We start from the raw sequence: 20,996 nt of genomic DNA on the forward strand, positions 1-20,996 counted from the left end.
GTTTGTGTTCGTTTGGGGCTTGCCAGTCTTCCCATGGCGGGTGACTATTGTCGTGTCGATACGGTGTCCGCTGCGGGGTGGTGGCTTCGATGCGCATGAGTCTTTTCTGGGGTTCCCGACGGTGGCTCCGCCGGACTTCGTTTTTCTGGATCCTGTGTTTGACTCTGTTGCTGGTCGGCTCGCCGGCCCAGGCGCAGTTCGAACACCTGCCATCGCCCCTGCAGCGGGCCATTCAGGCTCAAGGTCTGTCTCCCGCCTCGGTGGGCCTCTGGGTGCAGCGTGTCCCGGACGGCGCCGTTCTCGCCCGGCTCAACGCAGACACCCCCTTTAACCCGGCCTCGACGGTCAAGCTGGCCACTTCGCTGGCGGCCCTGCACGAGTTGGGGCCGAACTACACATGGACAACCGAGATCTGGGCCACCCGCCCTGTTCAGGACGGTGTGCTGCGCGGCGACCTGGTGATCCGCGGGACGGGCGACCCGGGCATGGTGAGCGAGGAATACTGGAGCATGATCGGCGAGTTGCGCCGTACCGGGCTCAAGCGCATCGAGGGCGATGTGATCCTGGATGCCAGCCACTTCCAGCTCCCGAATGGGGACCCTGGAGACTTCAACCGCCAGCCACTGCGGGCGTACAACCAGCTGCCGTATGCCCTGCATGTGAATTCCAATGCCCAGCGCTTCCATGTGCGTCCCGAACGCCGCGGCAACGGCATCGATGTGGTGGTCGATCCACCCCTGCCCGGGCTCGAGGTCGTCAACCGCCTGCAACCGACGCGCGGTGGTTGCGGCGAGTGGCAAAGGGGGATCCGGTTCAATGTCGATCAGGACGCCCAGCGGGTGACCTTCTCCGGACAGTATCCAGTGAATTGCGGCAACTACGAGATGCTGCGTTCGGTGCTCACTCCGGAGGCCAATCATGCCGAGATGTTCCGCATGGCTTGGGATCAGTGGGGGGGTGAATTGGCGGGTACGGTGCGTACGGGTGTGCTGCCCGTGCTGCACGATGAGCCGATTGTGCGCCACCGTTCGCGGCCCCTGTCGGATCTGATCCGGGTCTCCAACAAGTGGAGCTCGAACGTGATGAGCGATCACCTGCTGCTCACCCTGGGGGCGCGCAAGAAGGGCCCGCCCGCAACGATGGAGAAGGGGCGCGAGGCCCTGGTCAATTCGCTGCGCGACATGGGCGTGGATGTCGGCGGCATGGTGGTCGACAACGGCTCGGGTCTCAGTCGCGATGCCCGCATGACCGCGCGCCAACTCGGCGAGATCCTTGAGGCGGGCTGGAAGCACCCACACCGTCCCGAGTTCCAATCCTCCCTGGCGCTGTCAGGACTGGATGGAACCCTGCGTAACCGCTTCCGAAATGGTGATTTGCGCGGACAGATGCACCTGAAAACCGGCCACATCAACGAGGTCTCGGCGGTGGCGGGATATGTCCGCACTTCCAGCGGCGACGACGTGATCGTCGCGGTGATGGTGAACGGCTCACGGGCGCACATTGGGCATGGGCGGAACCTCCAGGACGCCGTCCTGGAATGGGTGCACGGCCTCTAGGGAGACGCTGATTTAATTGCACGTCCGCGTTGGTGCCCCCTGTTTTCCGAGACAAGGCGCGTCGTGTAGCGGGTAGTGGTTCTACCCGCCCGTTGTTGATCAAAAACGGGCGCGGGAACGGCGTTGCGGCTCCTTTGTGCAGAATGACTGCACGGCAGTCACCGCGCCTTGTTCGCACGCAAAAGCGACTCGAGCGCGGACGCGCGATTAAATCAGCGTCTCCCTAGCACAAGGTTGCCCGCAGGCCGTTTGAGGGCAGTTTCGTGCCATGCCACAGGCCGGGGATCTGGATCAAGGGACCTCGACCCGCCAGTTCGACAGTATCGGTTTCCTCGAAACCTCGACATCCAGGCTCTCCAGCCACTGCGCGACCACGCGGTTCGAGTTGTGTCGCAGCGTGTAGGCATCCGGGTGACCAACGAAACTCATGCCCCAGGTGTCCGAGTCGACGCGCTCGTCGGCACCGTCCTCCCATATCGCCTCCAGTTTTTCGACCAGCGCGCGTGCTCGCGTGGCCGGGACCTCGATGTGGTGGATGTCCTCCAGCGGAACCCGCAGTCCGCCCCGCACGGCTGCGTTCAGGTTGACACCCTCGAGCTCCTGGCGGCCCAGTGCAGCCGGGGTCGAAGCAAACACGGCTGCGAGCATCGCACCGGGTCCCGTCTCGCGTTCCACGTAGAACGACCAGTCGCCATAGGAATAGCGCAACCAGTGCCCGGGTGGATCGCTGGGGATGACCAGGCTGGAATGGCGGCCATGGTCCAGCACGGCCACGATGACCGGGTCCTCGGGGGCGGCCGGGGCCTTGAGCGTGGTGGGGGCGCAGCCGGACAGGAGCCCGGCCAGGCCGATAATGAGGATCGGGAGTGTCCAGCCCGCGGTCTTCATCCGGCTCATCGTTCAGCGTCCTTCGGATGCGTCGATCGACGGTTTCGGCAGTTGATCGAACATGTACCCCTCGCCAGGTTGGGTGGGTTCCGTTGACGTGGTTCGCGTCGAAGGAGATTAGCACGGCAGCGGCGGGGGGCAGCGAGTGCGTTCACCGTAGTCGTGCGGCACAATGGCCTTCGTGTTTCCTCGTGGAAGGTGACAGTGGAAGATCAGACGGCAGTCGGGCTGTGGACGGCCCTTGGGATTCTGGCGATCGTGGTGGCTGGCCTGGTGGGTTTCTGGGTGGGCCGTGTGACCAGCGATGAGCGCAAACTCATACGCGAGCTGGAGGAGGAACTGGATCGGCGCATGCAGGAACTGACGCGCTATCGGGGTCAGGTCAACGACCACTTCGATCGGACGGCCACCCTGTTCGCGACGATGGCGGGCTCGTATCGCGACCTCTATCACCACCTCGCGCAGAGTGCGGGGGAGCTGGCGGACAAGCCCACGCGGGATCGCCTGGAGGATCGCGCGGGACGCCTGTTGTCGAACGTGCCGAATCGCGACTATGGCGATGGCGAAGGCCGCGACCATCGTGAACGTGACTCGGAGCCGGAGGGTGAGGGGCCCGACCGGCGCTATGAGAGCGACTACCGTGAATCCTCCGACACCGACAGCCGGGCGTCGCGCCCACGTGACGACTAGACAGAGGACGGGATCGGAGGCGTTGCGTCTGCTACCGGGTGTTTCGGGTGGGCGGATTGATCAAAGGCCGGGCATGAGCCCGGCCTTTTGGGTTTCCCTGGGGAGGGTGGGGGTCAGAGGGCCGAGACTTCCGCGCGGATCTGGTTGTCCAGGTTCTGCACCCAGTTGTTGTAGTTGGGGTGAATGCGACCATCCTCGTAGTTGAGGTTCGAGCTATCCTTGTAGCGGATGCTGTACTCCCCATCCCGGTAGGGAATCTCGACCACCGCGACGTGGTCGCGCAGCGCCAGTCGGCCTTCCAGCAGACCGGGGTCGGCCTCGCTCATCTCCCATCCGAGTGCCGCGCCGGCGTTGCGGATGGCCTGTTGCATCTGCTCCGCGCTCGGGCGCTCGCCGTGCACGTCGGTCACCGTGGTGTCGCTGACGTCTTGCACCGGGGCGGTGCCGCGGCAGCCTGCCAGCAGGAGCACGCCAGCCACGAAAAGGACCAGCAGGAGTCTTGTCGACATAGTGTCGTCCTTGATGATGAATGATCACTTCGCAGTGTAGGCAGCGTGGCTGCGAATTGCCACGCCTGTCCCGAGAAAAAGATTTAAGAATCCGACTGTTCCGTGACTTTCAGGGCCGGCGAAGCAGCCCCAGATGCCGCAGCAGGCCGAGTGGGTGCAAACCGCGTGCAAGCAGGCGCAGGGCGACCATCCGGATAATGCGCAGGGTGTCCGTGGCGGCCCGGAAATGGCTTGCGCGGTGCTGATCCGGATAGATGCAGCGTACGGGAACCAGGGTGACCGGGAACCCCAGGCGCTCGGCCTCGATCAGGGCCTCGCTCTCGAATACAAAGCTGCGGCGCTCGTCATGGGGCAACGTGAGCCGTCGCAGTAGCGATGCCGGATACAGGCGAAAGCCGGACTGCGAATCGTGCAGAGGTTGTCCCGAGGCCCAGCCAATCCAGAAGTCGGCGGTCCGGTTGCCGAACAGACGCAGAGGGGGCGTGGCTTCCCGCCCCTTGAGCCGCGCCCCGATTACCAGATGGTCGGGGTGGGTGCGCCAGGCGGCGATCAGGTTCGGTATCTCCGAGGCATCGTGCTGGCCATCCGCATCCAACGTGACCACGGCATCCGCCCCCTGTTCCAGGGCGTGCTGCATACCAGTCCACAGCGCGTTCGCCTTGCCGCGGTTTCGCGCTAAACGCAGGACCTCCACGACCCCGGGTTCGGATGGGACCCGGTCGGCGGTGTCATCCCGCGAGCCATCGTCGACCACAATCACCCGGTCGACGTGGGGACGAGTAGCCGCGACCACGGTGGCGATCGTGGGTGCCTCGTTATGGGCCGGTATCAGGGCGTGGACGACCGCCATCGGCTCGACTCAGGCCAGTGCGCCATTGATACCGATCACCTGCCCGGAGACATAGCCGGCCTGTTCGGAGGCCAGATAGGCCACCAGTCCGGCGACCTCTTCGGGACGTCCGGCGCGCTGCACGGGCACCATGCGCTTGATCGTTTCGGCGTCGAAGCTGGATTCGCTCATCGAAGTTTCGATGATTCCCGGGGCCACCGCATTGGCCGTGATGCCGCGTGACCCGACTTCCTGCGCCAGCGAGCGGATGGCACCGTGCAGTCCCGACTTGGCCGCGGCGTAATTGGCCTGGCCACGGTTGCCGACCACGCCGGCCACGGAGGAGATCGCAATCACACGTCCCCAGCGGGTGGTGATCATGGGCAGCAGTAGCGGCTGCACCACGTTGTAGAACCCGTTGAGCGCGACATCGATCGGCCGGGCCCATTGCTCGGGGCTCATGCCGGCCAGGGGGGCATCGTCGTGCACGCCCGCGTTGTGCACCAGGACCTGCACGGGCTGTGCGGCTGCGACGGGTTCCAGCTGCGCGCGTGCGGCATCGGCATCGGTAATATCGAAGACCAGGATATCGGCCTGGCCCCCGTCGGAGCGGATCTGATCGGCCAGTTCCCGGGCGGGCTCGGGGTTACGGTGTGCGTGCAGCAGCACCTCGCAGCCGGCACTGGCGAGCGCCCGCGCAATGGCCTGGCCGATGGCGCCGCTGGCGCCGGTGATCAGTGCGCGATGGCTCATGTCGGGGTGTCCTCCGGTTGCAGGATCACGGTCGCCCGCGCGGACAGGACGGGCTCGCCGTCGGCCGACACCTCGAGATCATAGATGGAGCTGTTGCGATCCGACATCACGCTGCGGGCCGTGATGTCGAGATCCGCACTCAGGTCGTCCAGCAGAGCGCGGTGTACGCGCAGGTTGCTTACCGCGGCCAGGAAGCCGGCCTTTGGTGGCCCGGTGTCGGCCAGCAGGGCGCCATGCACGGCCATCGCCTGGGCGCCGTACTCGAGCGCCGCCAGGGCCGGGAGCCCGGTTGCGTTACGCAGGGGGTTGTCGGGGGCGCGGTGGCCGGTGGCGCGGCAACGGATCGCCTGCTCGTCCCATTCGAGCACGGACTCCAGCAAACACATCGCGCCTGCATGCGGCAGATCGCCTCGTGGTTCAGTTGGGGAGTGGCGGCCTTCATGTGGGATCGTCCTGATCCGTTGTTAAGGAAGAATGCGGAGATCAAGGCGTGACGCGAATCTCCAGCGATCGTCCCAGCGGCGCGGCAAGCGTAACATGGCCACCTTCGCCGCGCGCGAGCACCTCCAGCAGGGGCAGGGCACGGGCGGCTGGGTTGGTGCCGCGCAGGGCCTCCAGCGCGTCCTGGCGGCAGGGGGTGGGATCGCCACTTTCTCCCAGGGCCATTTCGAGTGTGGGGCGCCCGTCACCCGCGGGGGCCAGTAGCAGGCCGACGGCAAAGGGCTCGGTGATGGGCCGTACACGCCGGAACGTGGCCATGGAGGCGACATCGTAGGCGGCCAGCAGGACTTTGCCACCGTCAGCCTGCAGTAGTGTGGCGGCCTCCAGTAGCCCCGCCACCAGCGTCGCATCGAAGCCGGAGAGGGCCGTTGCCGGAGCCGGATTCCCCGTCGCGATCGACCAGTTGCCGGCCGGCGCGTTATGTACCGAGTTGTGGAACTGCATCGGCGAGACCATGGGTTCCGGCTGCGTCAGGGCATCGCAGATGCGGTCGATGATGTCCATGTCCCCGGAGGACGAGGCGAACACCGAGCGCAACTGGCTGCGATCGCAATCGGCCGTAGCCTCCTCCGCGACCTTCAGCGCCAGCCGAATCGTGTCCGTGGTGCGGCGGCGTTCATTGGCCGGCAGCAGGCTGGTCGGAGGGATCTTCGCGGGTGCCCGTACATAGGCCTCGTGCCCGGCGAGAACGGGGCGTGCCGAAGCGAAATCGTCGAATCCGGGGCCCAGAAGGCCCACGGCCGCAATGCCGACCTTCATGCGGCCTCCAGCAGCAGGCTGCAGTTGTTGCCACCAAAGCCGAATGCGTTTACGAGTACATGGCGGATGTCGCGCTCCTCGGCGGTCATGCGGGCGTCCAGTTGCAGTTCCGGGTCTGGCTGGTCCAGTCCCGCCGTGGCGGGTACGAAGCCCCGCTCCAGGCTTGCCAGCGCCTGAGCGACCCCGACCGCGCCGGCCGCGCCGAGGGTGTGGCCGGTCAGGCCCTTGGTGCCGGTGGCGCGACTGTCCGCGCCGAACAGGTGTACCAGGGCGCGCGCCTCGGAGCGATCGTTGGCCGGGGTCGCGGTGGCATGCATGAGTACGTAGTCGATCCCCTCCGCGGGCAGTCGGGCACGCTGGAGGGCCTGCTCCATGGCCCGTGCCGCGCCGAGCCCTTCCGGATGCGGCGCGGACATGTGGTGAGCATCGCTGGATTCGCCGTAGCCGATCAGTCTGGGGCCCGCCGCGCCGCTGTCGGCCTTCTCCAGCAGGAAGAAACCGGCGGCCTCGCCGATGGAAATCCCTGCGCGCTCGGCGTGTAGCGGCCGACAGGGGCCCGGTGCGACGAGCTGCAGCGCATTGAATCCATGCAGGGTCATCCCGCAGAGGCTGTCGACCCCGCCGACCACTGCGGCGTCGCAAAGCCCCGCCGCAATAAAGCGTTCCGCATCAGCGAAGACCTTGGCGCTGGACGAACAGGCCGTGGAGGTCACCATTGCCGGCCCCCGCAGTTCGAGCCGAGTGGCGACGAAATCGGCCAGCGAGAACATGTTCTGCGTGTGCTGATAGTCGTAGTCCGGCGGCAGCTCCCCGGTAGCCGGGTTGCGGCGGTGGTAGGCCTGCTCCGTCGCCGCGATGCCCGAGGTGCTGGTGCCCATGAGGATTGCGATGCGTCCGGCACCGTAGCGCGCCCGGGCGGCCTCGACTGCCTGGATAAAGCCGTCCTGACGCAGCCCCAGTTCGGCCAGTTGGTGGTTGCGGCACTGGAACGGGGCGAGCCGATCCTTCAGCGCGATGCCTTCGACGCCTGCCACGCGCCCGATGTGGGTGTCCAGACGCACGGATTCCAGGTCGCAGGCGCGCAGCCCGCTGTTCCCTTTGCGCAGTGCATCGGCATTGGCCTGGCGGCCGGTTCCGGTGGCGGAGGTCAGGGTGTGGGCGGAGATTACCAGTGGGTTCATTCGGCGGGCTGCGATTGGCGGGACTTCTGGCGGTGGGGTCAGGGGTTGGTGACTACTGTACGGCGTGACCGGGGGGGCTGCGCCAGAAGCGCGGCTGCGAGAAAGGAAAATACCACGCCCAGCACTACGGTGAGGCCCATGGCGCGCAGTACCGGCAGGCTGGACATGGCCAGCAGACCAAACACGGCCAAAGTGGACAGCGCGCAAATGCTGACCGAGGCAGCGGTAAGTTGCCTCGCCTGCTCGTCTTTCAGGGGACGGCTGAAGAACACCGCATAGTCCAGGCAGAGCCCCACAATCAGCAGCAGCGCAATCAGGTGGAAAAGGGACAAGGGGATCCCGAGCAGAATCAATGCGGCCACGGTCAGGATCAGCCCGCTGCCCACTGCTGTCAGGATGCGCAGGCTGCGCCCGGGTGCACGGGTGACCAGTAGCAGCAGCAGTGCCACGGCCACCACGCCGAGCGCCAGTCGTTCCAGCGCCTGATCGCGGAACCCGATGACCAGATCCTCCGAGGCACGCAGAAAATCGATATGCTGCACGCTCACCTCGGTCAGGTCGGGCAGGTCCGCCAGCGGTTCCCGTTGCAGCCACTGCCTCACCTCCGTCGCATCCTCCACGCTGCTCAGGCGCACCCAGGCCGTCCAGTCGCCGCGCTCCTCGTCTGGCATCAGCAGGGTGCCTGTCGTCTGGCGCAGCGGCCCTTCCGGCAGCGTCTCCGGGGTCAGCGGTTCCAGCTCGCGCGTGCGTGCTAGGTCCTCCAGAAAGGGGTCGAAGGCGTCCGCGCGAAAGCCCAGCCCGTCTAGCGCGGTGTCCAGTCGTTCGCGCAGGGTGTCCGCGGCGGGCAGGGCATCCTGGCGGGTGCGCTGCAGGGTCTGGCTCGGCAGGGACTGGGCCGCATGGTCGTAGTCCGTCAGCGTCCCCTGGTCGCGCAGATCTTCAAGGCCCGGGTTCAGCGCCTCGGCGGTCTGCAGCGCTCGCTCGGGGTCCGGAGCGGTGATCAGCAGGGCATGGCGGATATCCGGAAGTCCCAGGGCATGGCGCAGTTCGCGGTCGCGGTCGATGTGCTCCTGCGGCACCGGGTGCAGCGCGCCCAGGTTGTCCTCCCAGGGGAACGGGTCGGTGCTGGCGATGACCACCAGGGCCCCCAGAACAGCGGCTGCCAGGACCCAGCGTACCGTCAGGGGCGGCTGCGTCAGGGCGGTCGGTACCCGCAGTCGGGCCGGGGGCACACCATCGCGCTGGAGTGTCTTAGGCATCAGGCGGGGCAGCACCCAGCGCGTGGTGATGGCCGCCACGCCGACCCCGGTCAGCACGAACAGCCCGAGCTGGGCCATGCCGGAAAAGCCCGTGATTGCCATCAGTGCGTAGACCAGTACGGTGCTCCCGGCGCCCAGACCAATGGCCGGCCACAGCTCGCGCGCGACTCCGTGCATCCCGTCACTCGGCGGCTGTCGGCCGTGCGCGAACAGGTGCAACGGGTAGTCGAGCGCGATGCCCAGCACAGTGATCCCGAATGCCAGCGCGATCCCGTGCAGATGACCGAACACCAGCGTCACCACTGCCGCACCGGCCAGGATACCGGTGGCCAGCGGAACGGCCGCGAGCCAGACCGGGTGGGGGTGGCGGAACACGACCAGCAGGAGCGTGGCCAGGGCCAGGCTCGCGGCCAGGCTGAAAACCGTGATCTCGCCCCGGATGCGCCCGCGCGACTCGACTGCGATCACCGCAGGACCCGCGACGAGCAGGTCCAGATCGTCCGCGTACTCGGCGAAGGCCCTGTCCAGCGCCTTCAGGAGCGATTCCTGACCATCCAGGTCCATGCCGTCCGCCGCACTGTGCAGAACCAGCAGGGCGCGGTCACGATCCGGGTCAACCCAGACGCCGTGGCGGTCGCGCTGCCCCGCGCCTCCGGCCTGGCCGAGCTGCTCCAGTACCACCAGCGATTCGCCCGTGGGGTCCCGGCCGATCAGCTCCCGGGGCATCAGCGGAGCGGCACTTCCCAGGTCCTCCCGGCGTTCCTCCAGTTGCGCGCGCAGGGTCTCGACGGAGAAGCGCTCCGGGGTGACCTCGGGGCTCAGGAGATAGCGGTGCTCGAGCAGGAAATCCAGGGCGGGATCGTCCGGGTCGAGGCGTCCGTTGCGGATCTCTGCGACTGTGGGGTCGTCGCGCAGCACTCGCACCAGGTGGTCGCTGGCCTCCGCGCGTGTGTCACTATCGCCGCCCTCGATGCCAATCAGCAGGATTCGTCCGGCAGGACCGCCCCCGGGATCCAGGGCGACTCCGCTCTCGGTGACCGGTTCCGGGGTAAAACCCTGCAGGTCGGTCACCAGTTCGCCGCGCCACAGCAGGATCCCCGCCGCGATCAACAGTCCGATCAGCCAGAATGCCGGTCCCGGTGAGAGGGCGAAACGGCGCGGCACTGATCAGTCGCCGCCCTGGGGATCGAGTTGCATACGGCTGCGGCGCCCTCCGGATTCTTCGGTATCCAGGCGCAGGAGTGCGCCGTCCTCGCCCTGGAGCTCGAGTCCCAGGATCATGCGACGAAGGGCCCGGTCACGCGGGGTAAGCTCCAGCGTCCAGGCGGCCAGGGTGCCCTCTGTCGCGACCTCGAAGTGTTCTTCCAGCCCCTCGCGCTCCCCCTTGGCCAGGGAGCGAAACAGCGCGGCGAAGGCGGCCAGGCCTGGCTGTTCGTCCAGGTCCACCTCGCGGCTGGAACCTCGACGTTCCACGATCACCTGGCGCCCTTCGATACGCACGCGTTCGCCGCCGTCGCCATCCATCCGGCGCTCCAGGGTGTCCGGTGGTTCGAACACGAGCGTACCGGTACGGGTCTCGGGAAATTCGAGCAGGGGGTCTTCGCGGGTCTCGCGGAAGTCGATGTGCGAGGGTGGATCGTCGGCCAGTGCCTTCAGGATCTGGTCCAGCGTGTCGCCAGAGGTCTCCGCCTTTGCGAACAGCGGGCAGGCCAGGAGGAGCACCGCCAGGACCAGTGCACGGACGCCGAGCAGGTGCCGGAAGCAAGGCTTAGCGGGACGAGTCATTCCAGAAGTCATAGAAGTTGAACCAGTTGTACGGGGCTTCGCGCACACGTGCCTCGAGGCGATCGGCGTAGCGCTGGACCCATTCGGCCAGTGCGGCCTCGCGTTGGCCGCGGGGCGCCTCGATGGAATCGGCGAAGCGTTCGAAGACGATATCGTAGCGATTGCCGCCGCGATAGAGCCCAAAGCACAGGATAACCGGGACTTTCAGCACGGCTGCCAGAAGAAGGGGACCCTGGGGAAACCAGGCCCGGCCCCCGAGAAACCGGCACTCGATCATCTTGTCGCTCTCGGCCACGCGATCGGCCAGGGTGGCCACAATTCCTCCTTGCTCCAGGCAGTCGCGCGCGTGCAGCAGGGTTTCCATCTCGCCCAGGGGAATGACCGATGCGGCGACCTGGGGGTTGAGCGCCTCCAGCAGCTGGGTGATGCGCTGGTTGTGGTCGCGGTACATCAGGACCCGAACCGGAAAGTCGTGTTTGCCGACCGCCAGCACCCGCAAGGCCTCGAAACTGCCAAGGTGGGCCCCCAGCAGCAGGGCACCGCGGCCGCTTTCGACATGTTCCAGAAAGATCTCGCGGTCGTAGACATGCAGGTCCAGGCAGTCATCCTTGCCGGCCAGCAGGAAGACGCGGTCCAGGATCACCGACGCGAAGCTGTGGAAGTGACGGGCGATTTCGCGCAGGCGCGGTTCGCGCCCGAGCACCCGGCGCAGATAATCCCGGCTGTAACCCCGGGACCTGGGAGCGAACAGCAGGAAATAGGCGGTAATCGGATACAGCAGCACACGTCCGGCCGGCCGGCCGAGATGCAAGGCGACCCACAGGATGATGCGCAGGGCCAGGGGGGATCCTCGCTCCCCCTGGCTGAACCACCCGCGGCTCATGCCGATTGACCGCCGTCGCGCAGCCTTAGCTGTCCGCTACACAGGACTTCGGGGGTCTCCGGGCCGTCGCGGACGACGCGGAACGCACACAGGCCGCTGGTCCCGGGTGAGTCGATCTCCACACGGAACTCGACGCCCGGCAGGAGCGGCGCCAGGAACTTCACTCGCGGCAGGGCGGCCACCGAGCCCAGACCGCTTTCGCGCGCGACCGCATCCACCGTGTCGAGGATGACCACCCCGGGCACGACGGGCTGATCCGGGAAGTGTCCGGGCAGTGACGGGTGGCTATCCGGGATGCGGCGGGTGGCGGTGATCGATGTCATGGTTCAGGCGCACTGGCTGTGCTGGTCCAGCAGATCCAGCAGGACCTGGCGCGGCACCTTGCCCGTCGCGCTGCGAGGGAGGGTGTCCACGCGGATCAGGGGACGCGGGAGAAACAACGGGTCCGTGGTTTCCGCGAGTGCGGTCAGGATCTCGGCCTCGGAGCGTTCGGGCGCCACGACGATCGCAGCCAGGCGTGCGGTTCCGCCTGTCCGCTCCGGATCGGGCGGAATGAACACGCCATCCCGTACGCCGGGGATGGCATTCAGGCGACGGTTGAGTTCGGTGAGGGAAGCGCGTTTGCCGGCAATATTGAGCTGGTCCGCCAGGCGTCCGCACATGCGAAAGTGCTGGGCATCCTCCAGCTCGATGCGGTCGGGCAAAGGTACCGGCATCGGGTGCTGAGGTCCCTGTACTGCGACCTGATCGCTGTCCAGCGTGGTTAGCCGGATGCCGTCATAGACTGTCCAGAGGGATTCCCGTGCAGTCTCGCGGCTGGCGATCGCGCCGGCCTCGGTGCAGCCGTAGATCTCGCGGACGGTTGTGCCGAACAGCGTTTCCGCGGACTGTGCCCGTTCACGCTCCAGCGGGGCGGTGGCGCTGAGTACGCGCGCCGCCCTGGGCCAGGCCAGGCCCGCGCGCAGGCAGGCATCCAGATGGAACGGGGTGGTGACCAGATTCGCCGGCGCGTGGTCGACAAGGGCCCGGCGGATGTCGTCCGGGAAGAACGGACGGTCGGCCAGCAGTGTGCAGGGGCCGAGCAGGGCATACAGCACCGTGGATTCCAGGCCGTACATGTGTTGCGCAGGTACGGTACCCACCAGCGTTCCGCCATCGGCGTCCAGCCCAAAGCGTTGCAGGGCCTGTTGGGTCACGATGTGGAGACTGTCCCAGCGGCGGCTGTGGGCCGTGGGGTGACCTGTACTGCCGGAGGTGTAGGCGTGAATGGCCAGCTGGTCCGCCGGGATCGCGGGTATGGCCGAGTCGCGGGCGGGCCGTGTCCCGTCCTCGGTCACCGGGATGACCGGCATGCGGATCGGAAGATCCGGCTCGTCCACCAGGGCATGGGCGCCGGGATGCCGCTCGGCAATTTCGCTCAGGGTCTGGCGGGCTCGATTGGGCGGGAGGATGTTGGTGCCCCCGCGCAACAGGATCGCGGCAAACGCGACCGTGAAGCGATAGCGGTTCTCGCACAGGTTGAAGTGAGCCCCGCCGGCCGGGATGCGCTGGCCAAGGGCTCGAACGTCTGCCAGAAATGCGGCACGCGATACGCCGCGCCCTGCCACCCAGGCGAGTGGCGTGGAATGATCGGCGAGCAGCGCTGGCGTGTTCGAGTCCCTCATTATTGCCTCAGGATGCGACGATGGTCGGCGCGCGCCAATGCGGTGAGATAGGGCAGCAAACCCGCCCGGGGCTCATCGCGCAGAAACCAGCGCCGTAACGGATATTCCAGCACGAACAGGGCCGCAAGGAACAGATAATTGATCCCGTTTGCGAACAGGGCCCAGGTGGTGGTGGACACCGCTATCGCGAGGACCGCCGACAGCAGGGCGAGCCCACCGCACAACAGGGCCCAGGCGACGGTCAGCCGCTGTGTATAACGCCGCACTTCCTGGCTGTCCGTGGCCCCCAACGCCAGGGCGTACTGCGTAATCAGGGGTGTCTTGCCCGGACGCAGCGAGCGGGCGAACAGCCATGCCAGCGCCCCTTGAATCAGTACCGGTATCGCGTAGATCAGCCCTTTGCCGGCCGGTTCGGTGCCCAGGAGCACCACCAGGGCGCCCAGCGCCAGTGCCATTGCCACGCGCCCGATCATGGGCAGGGCTGGCCACGCCACGACCAGGGCAATCAGCGCGAGCCAGGCCAGTGGAAGTTGCGGCACGTCCAGGAAGCTGCCTGCGATCACGGCCACCGGGTAGCCCAGTGCTACCCCGGCGGTGAGGCGAGCGTTCACGACGTGGATCGATGCGCCTCGATATGGGCGGTCAGGGCCCGCAAGGATGCGAATATCTGGCGGTTGTTCTCGTCATCGGAGCGGATCTGCACGCCATAGGCACGCGAGATGGCCAGTGCCAGTTCCAGGGCATCGATCGAGTCCAGCCCAAGGCCCTCGCGGAACAAGGGGGCCTCCGGCTCGATGTCCTCGGGGCTGACCTCTTCGAGATTCAGGCTGTCGACGATCAGTCGGGCGACTTCCTGTTCCATTGCGGTTTGTGATGCCACGTCTCTCCCCTAAGTAGCGGCGGAATCCGAAAGTGTTTCCCTAGGGAAATTCTCATTGTTTCCCTTGGGAGGTGCTGGGCGCGCCGTGCACCTCCCGGCCCGGGGCCGATGATACGCAACCCCAGAGGGGCGTGGTACCCTCCAAATGCAGGGAATAAGCGGTTTTGCAGGGCGGGCCGGCAGAGTGGGTGCTCTCATGGGACGCGACAAGTCGACCGCCAGCGAATCGCCAGGGGGCAAGTATGGGGGGCAAGTCGTGATCGGCGGTCGGGTAGGGCTGCGGCGCGTCGGGCCGGACGGGCTGCTGACCTTTGGGCTGTCCAATCTGGTCATTGTGCTGACGGCGGGGCTTAGCTGGCTCGCGCTGTGGGCGCGCATGCATCTGTGGGTTCGGAGCCTGAATTGTCCGGGGCGGGCGCCCTGGATCATCGTCCTGGGGCAGCAGTTACAAGAGAGTTGCCCTGGACCGGGTTACCGCTTGCGCCTGTTGCGGGCCCTGCGCCTGCTGCGCCGCGACTCGGAGGCCCGCGTTCTGCTGCTGGGCGGGTATACCTCACCGGAAGGGCCCAGCGAGTCGGCCGCGGGGGCCGCCTTTCTGCGCCGGCGCGGCATCCCGGCCTCTCGTATCTTCTGTGAAGAGGACTCTCGACACACCCTGGAGAACCTGAAAAACGCCCGCGATCTCCTGGCCCAGCGCCTTGGCGGCCGCCTGCCGAGCTGCGTGCTCGTGACCAGTCGCTTCCATCTGCCCCGGGCGGTGGCCATTGCGCGCGGGGTGGGGCTCGAGGTCTGTCCCTGCCCTGCCGAGCATTCGCCGCGGGTACCGCAACTGCGGCTGGCGCGGGAAATCTGGATGCTGCACTGGTATCACACAGGGCGGTTGTTCGCCCGGCTGATCCGCCATCAGGGGATGCTCGACCGGATCAGCTGATTCCCTGCAGTAGCGGTCGCCGTCGCTACATCGCGCGGATGCGTTCGCGCTGGTCGGCGAGCTGTTCGCGGGTGGCCTGCATCTCGGCGACGCGGTCGCGTTCCTTCTGCACCACCTCGGCCGGGGCACGGTCGACGAAGCTCTCGTTGGACAGGCGCTTCTCGCTTTGCTCGAGGTTCTTGTCGAGCTTGCCGATCTCCTTGTCCAGGCGTGCCAGCTCGGCATCCTTGTCGATCAGCCCGGCCAGCGGGATCAGCAGCTGCATGTCGTCGACCAGCGCCATCGCCGACTCTGGTGCCTCGTCGGCCGCATCCAGCCAGGTGACGCTCTCGGGCTTCGCCAAAAACTCCAGCAGGCCGCGGTGGCGCGTGTAGCGCTCCTGGTCGGCCTCGCTCCAGTTCTTGACCAGCACCGGCAGGGGCTTGCCCGGTGCGATGTCCATCTCGGCACGGATGCGGCGCAGCCCGGTGATGAAGTCCTTGACCCAGTCGAGCTCGGCGGTGGCGGTGGCGTCATTCGGGAAGCCGTCCTGCGCGGGCCAGGGGCGCTGCACCAGGAACTCGATGTCATCGCCGATCCCCGCATGCGGCTTTACACTGGTCCAGATCGCCTCGGTGATGAACGGCATCACCGGGTGCAGCAGGCGCAGCAGGGCCTCGAGCACGGTGACCAGCGTATTGCGCGTGGCGCGCTTGACCGCCTCCGGCGTGGCCGCGTCGTTCAGGACCGGCTTGGTCAGCTCCAGGTACCAGTCGCAGTAGTCGTGCCAGGTGAACTCGTACAGCGTCTGCGCGGCGAGGTCGAAGCGGTAGGCATCGAGCTGCTGCGTGGCGGTCGCGGCGGTGGCGGCCAGGCGGTCGAGGATCCAGCGATCGGCCAGGGTGCGGTGTTCCGCCGTGTCGGCGGCGGCCGAGCAGTCCTGCCCCTCGACGTTCATCAGCACGAAGCGCGAGGCGTTCCACAGCTTGTTGCAGAAGTTGCGGTAGCCCTCGATGCGACCGAGGTCGAACTTGATGTCGCGCCCGGTGGTGGCCAGCGCCGCCAGGGTAAAGCGCAGGGCGTCGGTACCGAAGGCGGGGAAGCCGTCGGGGAAGGCCTTGCGCGTGGTCTTCTCGATCTTCGCGGCCATCTGCGGCTGCATCAGGCCCTGGGTGCGCTTGGCCACCAGGTCGTCGGCGCTGATGCCGTCGATCAGGTCAATCGGGTCGATCACGTTGCCCTTGGACTTGGACATCTTCTGGCCTTCCGAGTCGCGGATCAGGCCGGTGACGTACACCTCGCGGAAGGGCACGTCGCCCATGAAGTGCTCGCCCATCATGATCATGCGGGCGACCCAGAAGAAGATGATGTCGAAGCCGGTGACCAGCACGCTGGTCGGGTAGAAGTCGCGCAGCTCCGGCGTCTGTTCCGGCCAGCCGAGGGTGGAGAACGGCCACAGCGCGGAGGAGAACCAGGTGTCGAGCACGTCCTCGTCCTGGGTCAGCACCACATCGGCCGCCAGGCCGTGCTTCTCGCGCACCTCGTCCTCGGAACGCCCGACGTACACGTTGCCATCGCTGTCGTACCAGGCCGGGATGCGGTGGCCCCACCAGATCTGGCGCGAGATGCACCAGTCCTCGATGTTGCGCATCCACTCGAAGTAGGTCTTGGACCAGTTCTCCGGCACGAAGCGGATGCGGCCGTCCTCCACCGCCTTGATCGCCGGCTCGGCCAGCGGGCCGGCCTTCACGTACCACTGGTCGGTCAGGTAGGGCTCGACCACGGTGCCGGAGCGGTCGCCGCGCGGGACCATCAGCTTGTGATCGTCGATCTTCTCCAGCAGCCCCAGTGCGTCCAGGTCGTCGACGACCTTCTGCCGCGCCTGGTAGCGGTCCAGGCCGCGATAGGCCTCGGGTACGTTGTCGTTCAGGCAGGCGTCGATGGTCAGGATGTTGATCACCGGCAGGTCGTGACGCTGGCCCATCGCGTAGTCGTTGAAGTCGTGCGCCGGGGTGATCTTCACGCAGCCGGAGCCGAACTCGGCCTCGACGTAGTCATCGGCGATGATCGGGATCTCGCGCCCGACCAGTGGCAGCTTGATCGTCTGGCCGATCAGGTGCCGGTAGCGCTCGTCCTCCGGGTGCACCGCCACGGCGGTATCGCCCAGCATGGTTTCCGGGCGGGTGGTCGCAACGGTCAGGTGCCCGGAGCCGTCGGCCAGCGGGTAGCGGAAGTGCCACAGGTGGCCGCTTTCCTCCTCCGACAGCACCTCAAGGTCGGACAGCGCGGTGTGCAGCACCGGGTCCCAGTTGACCAGGCGCTTGCCGCGGTAGATCAGGCCCTCCTCATGCAGGCGCACAAAGACCTCGCGCACCGCCGCGGACAGGTTCTCGTCCATGGTGAAGCGCTCGCGCGACCAGTCCATGGAATCGCCCAGTCGGCGCATCTGGCGGGTGATGGTGCCTCCGGACTCGGCTTTCCAGTCCCAGACGGCGTCGAGGAACTTCTCACGCCCAAGGTCGTGGCGGCCCGTGCCGTCGGCGGCGAGCTGGCGCTCGACCACCATCTGGGTGGCGATCCCGGCGTGGTCGGTGCCGCCCTGCCACAGGGTGCGGTCGCCGTGCATGCGCCGATAGCGGATCAGGGTGTCCATCAGGGTGTGCTGGAACGCATGCCCCATGTGCAGGGTGCCAGTCACGTTCGGCGGCGGCAGCAGGATGCAGTAGCTGGCCTCGCCCGATTCCGGCGGCGCGAAGATGTTCGCGGCCTCCCAGCGTTCGTACTGGGTCTGCTCGATGCTTTTCGGGTCGAAGCTCTTGTCCATGATCGCGGGCGCGCTCGGGTCGGAATGGGCGAAAGCCGCGCATTATAACGACGCCGCGCGCGGATCGCCCGGTGCGGACCCCGTTCGGCATGGCGCTTCAATGCGGCGGTGGGAATTCGGCTTCCGTGGTTTGCGATGGCGTTGGTTCGCCGGCTGCGAAGGGCAGGTACGGCGATGCGGGAAGTTTTTGTGATCCAGTGCCTGAAATAGCGGTGTGCGCCGTGGCAGACGATGCCCGGGTCGTTAGGGTCAATCTAACCCCTCAGTGTTTCCCTAAGGCGAGTTCCTCGTGGAAGACCAGCCCAAGTCGAGCATCGAGTTCAGCGCCTTCGAGCGGACCCTGTTTCGCTATGTCGCCGTGTTGGCTGCGTTTATGGCGTTGACCGGACTGGTGGCTCTGCTGGTCTGGTTGCTGGCGCAGGTGGTGTCGTTTTTCTACGCCTTGTTGCTGCCGCTGTCGGTGGCCGGGGTGCTGAGCCTGATCCTCTACCCGGTGGTGCGCTGGCTGCAGCGGATTGCGGGATTCTCGCGGATGGGGGCGGTGAGTTCGCTGTTCGGTGTGGTGTTGATTGCGCTGGTGGTCGTCGCGGTACTGGTGGTGCCCACAGCGAGCCATCAGGTTCAGGAGTTCATCAAGGGTGCCCCGGAACTGGCGGAGAATGCCTACGAGTCATTCTCGCGCAATTTCCCTAACGCGACCGAGCGCGTGGCCTCGATGCTGGAGGACCTGGATCTCCAGAGCATCATGCCGAACCTGGAAGGTGTGGGCTCGCAGTTGATGCACTACGTGACGGTGGTTGTCGGGCTGGCCTTTGTGCCCTTGTATCTGTTCTTTGCGCTGCTGTCGGGGGAACGCCTGAAGGAGGGCGGGCGCGAGGTCCTGTCGGTCTTTCGGCCCCAGACCCAGCGTGAGCTGATGTTCCTGGGCCGCCTGTTTGTCGGTTACGTGACGGCGTTCTTCCAGGGGCAGGTGGTGATTGCCCTGATCATGGGGGTTCTGCTGGCCGCCGGGTTCTCGCTGATCGGCCTGCAGGCGGCGATCCTGTTCGGGTTGATGCTGGGGTTTCTCAATATCGTGCCCTATCTGGGGACGATCGTCGGCTTGACGCTGGCTCTTCCGGTGGCCTATCTCCAGCCTGAGGGCGGTGGATTGACCCTGGTTGCGCTGGTGCTCGTGGTGTTTGCCGTGGTGCAACTGATCGAGAGCTGGCTGCTGACGCCGAAGATCATGGCGGATCGCTCCGGGCTGCATCCGGCGATTGTCGTGATCTCGATCTTCTTCTGGGGGACGGCGCTGGGCGGCATTATCGGCATGATCCTGGCTGTGCCGTTGTCGGCGTTTGTGGCCAGCCTCTGGAAGCACTTCAGGGTCAAGTGGAGTACGGCCCTGGTGGATACCTCGGAGGTGATTGAGGAAGACCCGGAAATTCTGACGGGGTTGAGTGGTTTCGACGACCCTGCAACCAATTCCGCGGGGGAGGGGTCGGAAGATGAACCAGACCCGCGATAGGGAGTACGTGTAATGGCAACGACGAAAAGCAGCAGTGCGAAGAAGCAGGATGAAGCGGAGCTTGACGCCTCCACCACTGAACGCGTGGCGGCCCAGGCCCATGAGGCCGTGGACCGCGTGGCGGAACATGCCGGTACGGCCGAGGAACGCATCCGCGAGGGCCTTTCGCACGCGGATGAAGAGGTTCGCGAACGGGCGGAGAAGGCGCGTCAGAGTTCCGAGGACGTCTTGCGCGTGGTCGGCAACTACGTACGCGACAACCCGCTGACCGCGATCGGCTTGGCCTTTGTGGCCGGGACCCTGTTCTCGGCATTGACCCGCCGCAAGTAGGCCATGGCGGCGCAGGACGACGGGCCGGCGCGCGAGCGACCGGATTCCGATACCGCCGACCCCGGGGACGTAATGCAGGACCTCGGCCGTATCCTGGGGGATTCGCGCGAGTTGCTGGGGACCGAGACCCGGCAACTGGTGCGCAATGCGGTGGGGGTCATCGTGTTTGCGGTGGTGCTGGGGCTACTGGTGGTCACGGTGTGGCTGGCGCTGGTCGCGGCCGTGGTGATGCTGCTGCAGGCCTATGCGGGGGTGTCGCCGGCATTGTCGCTGGTGATCGTGGCGGCGCTGACCGGTGTGCTGGCGTGGCTGGTTGCGCGTGGCATTGGCCGGCTGCTGCACGGCATGACCTACCCGGAGACGCGTGCCCTGGTGCGGAATCTGGTTGCACGGCCCGAGAGCCGGGATACCGAGTAGCCCATGGCTGGCACTTGGCTGGGCCTGCGGGGCCGTGCTCGCGAACTGCGCCTGCGGCTGCATGGCGAGGTCGACGAACTGCGCGACGATGTGCGTGCCACCGGTTGGTGGCACGCGCTGCAGCGTCTGGGGTCACCGGAGATGATTCCCAGGGCGTTTCTGCTGGGGTTCGCGGTGGACCAGCTGCGCGGGCTGCGCTTGCTGCGGCCCGTCAAGGCGCTGACAGCGGGGGTGCTGGCGGTGACGAAACTGGGCTGGCTGACTCGCCACTGGTGGAGGAAGGGCCGGCCCCATCCGACCGAGTGATGCCGCGCCTCGGTTTCTCCCTCAGCCGCTCTTGAGGATGCGCGCACGCTCGCGCTGCCAGTCCTTGTCCTTCTTGGCGGCGCGCTTGTCGAAATCCTTCTTGCCCTTGGCCAGGCCGATCTCCAGCTTGGCGCGGCCATGCTTCCAGTACAGGGCCATGGGGACCAGGGTATAGCCCTTGCGTTCCACCGCGCCGATCAGGCGGTTGATCTCCGAGCGGTGCAGCAGCAGCTTGCGCGTGCGACTCGGGTCCGGGTTGATATGGGTGGAGGCGGTGGGTAGCGGGGTGATGTGAGCCCCGAACAGGAACGCCTCGCCCTTGCGCAGCAGCACGTACGCCTCGCTGAGCTGGGCGCGCCCGGCCCGCATGGACTTGACCTCCCAGCCCTGCAGTTCCAGCCCCGCTTCCAGACGGTCCTCGATAAAGAAATCGTGGCGCGCCTTGCGGTTCAGCGCGATGGTGTTGGAACCGGCATCCTTTTTCTTTTTTGGCTTTCCCATGGCCCGCGCAGTGTACTGCACGCGCGGGACGAAAGCCGAGGGGAACACGCATAACGTACAG

Annotated in this window: 23 protein-coding genes; 7 read left to right on the plus strand and 16 right to left on the minus strand. The window is 66.6% G+C overall.

The genetic code is table 11. The annotated features are described in order from the left end of the window. Positions 1-89 precede the first annotated feature (89 nt). The gene (gene dacB, locus F623_RS0103770) at positions 90-1,556 is read left to right on the plus strand and encodes a D-alanyl-D-alanine carboxypeptidase/D-alanyl-D-alanine-endopeptidase (RefSeq protein WP_026278568.1); all 1,467 of its coding nucleotides are present in this window, start codon (positions 90-92) and stop codon (positions 1,554-1,556) included. Positions 1,557-1,847: 291 nt separating this feature from the next. Here dacB and F623_RS0103775 read toward each other — a convergent pair whose 3' ends face one another. Beyond that, a complete protein-coding gene (locus tag F623_RS0103775; RefSeq protein ID WP_018860633.1) occupies positions 1,848-2,444 on the minus strand; it encodes a hypothetical protein in 597 nt (198 codons plus the stop codon). Positions 2,445-2,648: 204 nt separating this feature from the next. On the opposite strand from F623_RS0103775, the gene F623_RS0103780 reads away from it, so the two are divergent. Then, entirely contained in the window at positions 2,649-3,134 is a 486-nt protein-coding gene (locus F623_RS0103780) for a YhcB family protein (RefSeq protein ID WP_018860632.1), read from the plus strand. A gap of 113 nt (positions 3,135-3,247) precedes the next feature. Here the strand turns inward: F623_RS0103780 and F623_RS0103785 are convergent, their stop codons facing one another. The 13 genes from F623_RS0103785 to F623_RS0103845 all read right to left on the minus strand — a co-directional run bounded on the left by F623_RS0103785 (position 3,248) and on the right by F623_RS0103845 (position 14,137). Further along, on the minus strand, positions 3,248-3,643 hold the full coding sequence (locus tag F623_RS0103785) for a hypothetical protein (RefSeq protein ID WP_018860631.1): 396 nt from the start codon (positions 3,641-3,643) through the stop codon (positions 3,248-3,250). Between the two features lie 109 nt (positions 3,644-3,752). Beyond that, the gene (locus tag F623_RS0103790) at positions 3,753-4,493 is read right to left on the minus strand and encodes a glycosyltransferase family 2 protein (RefSeq protein WP_018860630.1); all 741 of its coding nucleotides are present in this window, start codon (positions 4,491-4,493) and stop codon (positions 3,753-3,755) included. A gap of 9 nt (positions 4,494-4,502) precedes the next feature. Further along, positions 4,503-5,225, minus strand: a complete 723-nt coding sequence (gene fabG / locus F623_RS0103795) for a 3-oxoacyl-ACP reductase FabG (protein WP_018868049.1) — start codon at positions 5,223-5,225, stop codon at positions 4,503-4,505. Further along, a complete protein-coding gene (locus F623_RS0103800) occupies positions 5,222-5,611 on the minus strand; it encodes a hypothetical protein (protein WP_018868048.1) in 390 nt (129 codons plus the stop codon). Before F623_RS0103800 ends, fabG begins: the two co-directional genes overlap by 4 nt. A 97-nt stretch (positions 5,612-5,708) precedes the next feature. Beyond that, entirely contained in the window at positions 5,709-6,485 is a 777-nt protein-coding gene (locus tag F623_RS0103805; RefSeq protein ID WP_018868047.1) for a beta-ketoacyl synthase chain length factor, read from the minus strand. Continuing rightward, positions 6,482-7,666, minus strand: coding sequence for a beta-ketoacyl-[acyl-carrier-protein] synthase family protein (locus tag F623_RS0103810; protein WP_018868046.1), 1,185 nt, complete (start codon positions 7,664-7,666; stop codon positions 6,482-6,484). The genes F623_RS0103805 and F623_RS0103810 overlap by 4 nt, the downstream gene beginning before the upstream one ends. A 38-nt stretch (positions 7,667-7,704) precedes the next feature. Then, a complete protein-coding gene (locus tag F623_RS0103815; RefSeq protein ID WP_018868045.1) occupies positions 7,705-10,089 on the minus strand; it encodes an MMPL family transporter in 2,385 nt (794 codons plus the stop codon). A gap of 3 nt (positions 10,090-10,092) precedes the next feature. Further along, entirely contained in the window at positions 10,093-10,647 is a 555-nt protein-coding gene (locus F623_RS0103820; RefSeq protein ID WP_018860624.1) for a LolA-related protein, read from the minus strand. Between the two features lie 46 nt (positions 10,648-10,693). Next, positions 10,694-11,593, minus strand: a complete 900-nt coding sequence (locus F623_RS0103825) for a lipid A biosynthesis acyltransferase (RefSeq protein ID WP_018860623.1) — start codon at positions 11,591-11,593, stop codon at positions 10,694-10,696. Further along, positions 11,590-11,916, minus strand: a complete 327-nt coding sequence (locus tag F623_RS0103830; protein WP_018860622.1) for a hypothetical protein — start codon at positions 11,914-11,916, stop codon at positions 11,590-11,592. The genes F623_RS0103825 and F623_RS0103830 overlap by 4 nt, the downstream gene beginning before the upstream one ends. A gap of 3 nt (positions 11,917-11,919) precedes the next feature. Further along, positions 11,920-13,257 (minus strand): AMP-binding protein, encoded by a 1,338-nt coding sequence (locus tag F623_RS0103835; protein ID WP_018860621.1) that lies wholly within the window; start codon positions 13,255-13,257, stop codon positions 11,920-11,922. Next, a complete protein-coding gene (locus F623_RS0103840; RefSeq protein ID WP_018860620.1) occupies positions 13,257-13,868 on the minus strand; it encodes a hypothetical protein in 612 nt (203 codons plus the stop codon). The genes F623_RS0103835 and F623_RS0103840 overlap by 1 nt, the downstream gene beginning before the upstream one ends. Next, positions 13,865-14,137 (minus strand): phosphopantetheine-binding protein, encoded by a 273-nt coding sequence (locus tag F623_RS0103845; protein ID WP_231367679.1) that lies wholly within the window; start codon positions 14,135-14,137, stop codon positions 13,865-13,867. The genes F623_RS0103840 and F623_RS0103845 overlap by 4 nt, the downstream gene beginning before the upstream one ends. A 256-nt stretch (positions 14,138-14,393) precedes the next feature. Between F623_RS0103845 and F623_RS0103850 the strand changes: the two genes are divergently transcribed. Continuing rightward, the gene (locus F623_RS0103850; protein WP_026278566.1) at positions 14,394-15,068 is read left to right on the plus strand and encodes a YdcF family protein; all 675 of its coding nucleotides are present in this window, start codon (positions 14,394-14,396) and stop codon (positions 15,066-15,068) included. Between the two features lie 25 nt (positions 15,069-15,093). Here the strand turns inward: F623_RS0103850 and F623_RS0103855 are convergent, their stop codons facing one another. After that, a complete protein-coding gene (locus F623_RS0103855; protein ID WP_018868044.1) occupies positions 15,094-17,871 on the minus strand; it encodes a valine--tRNA ligase in 2,778 nt (925 codons plus the stop codon). 289 nt (positions 17,872-18,160) lie between these two features. Between F623_RS0103855 and F623_RS0103860 the strand changes: the two genes are divergently transcribed. Genes F623_RS0103860 through F623_RS0103875 form a run of 4 tightly spaced genes read left to right on the plus strand, consistent with a single transcriptional unit; the run spans position 18,161 to position 20,434 of the window. Continuing rightward, positions 18,161-19,381 (plus strand): AI-2E family transporter, encoded by a 1,221-nt coding sequence (locus tag F623_RS0103860; RefSeq protein WP_018860616.1) that lies wholly within the window; start codon positions 18,161-18,163, stop codon positions 19,379-19,381. 12 nt (positions 19,382-19,393) lie between these two features. Then, positions 19,394-19,711, plus strand: a complete 318-nt coding sequence (locus F623_RS0103865) for a YqjD family protein (protein WP_018860615.1) — start codon at positions 19,394-19,396, stop codon at positions 19,709-19,711. A 3-nt stretch (positions 19,712-19,714) separates the two neighbouring features. Further along, positions 19,715-20,128, plus strand: coding sequence for a phage holin family protein (locus F623_RS0103870; RefSeq protein ID WP_018860614.1), 414 nt, complete (start codon positions 19,715-19,717; stop codon positions 20,126-20,128). A 3-nt stretch (positions 20,129-20,131) separates the two neighbouring features. Further along, entirely contained in the window at positions 20,132-20,434 is a 303-nt protein-coding gene (locus F623_RS0103875; RefSeq protein WP_018860613.1) for a hypothetical protein, read from the plus strand. Positions 20,435-20,455: 21 nt separating this feature from the next. On the opposite strand, the gene smpB is transcribed toward F623_RS0103875, so the two are convergent. After that, positions 20,456-20,935 carry an SsrA-binding protein SmpB gene (gene smpB, locus F623_RS0103880; protein ID WP_018138063.1) on the minus strand — a complete coding sequence of 160 codons (480 nt, stop codon included), beginning with the start codon at positions 20,933-20,935 and terminating at the stop codon, positions 20,456-20,458. Between the last annotated feature and the right edge of the window lie 61 nt (positions 20,936-20,996).

The sequence above is a fragment of the Thioalkalivibrio sp. ALD1 genome (assembly GCF_000381245.1).
Classification (GTDB): Bacteria; Pseudomonadota; Gammaproteobacteria; order Ectothiorhodospirales; family Ectothiorhodospiraceae; genus Thioalkalivibrio.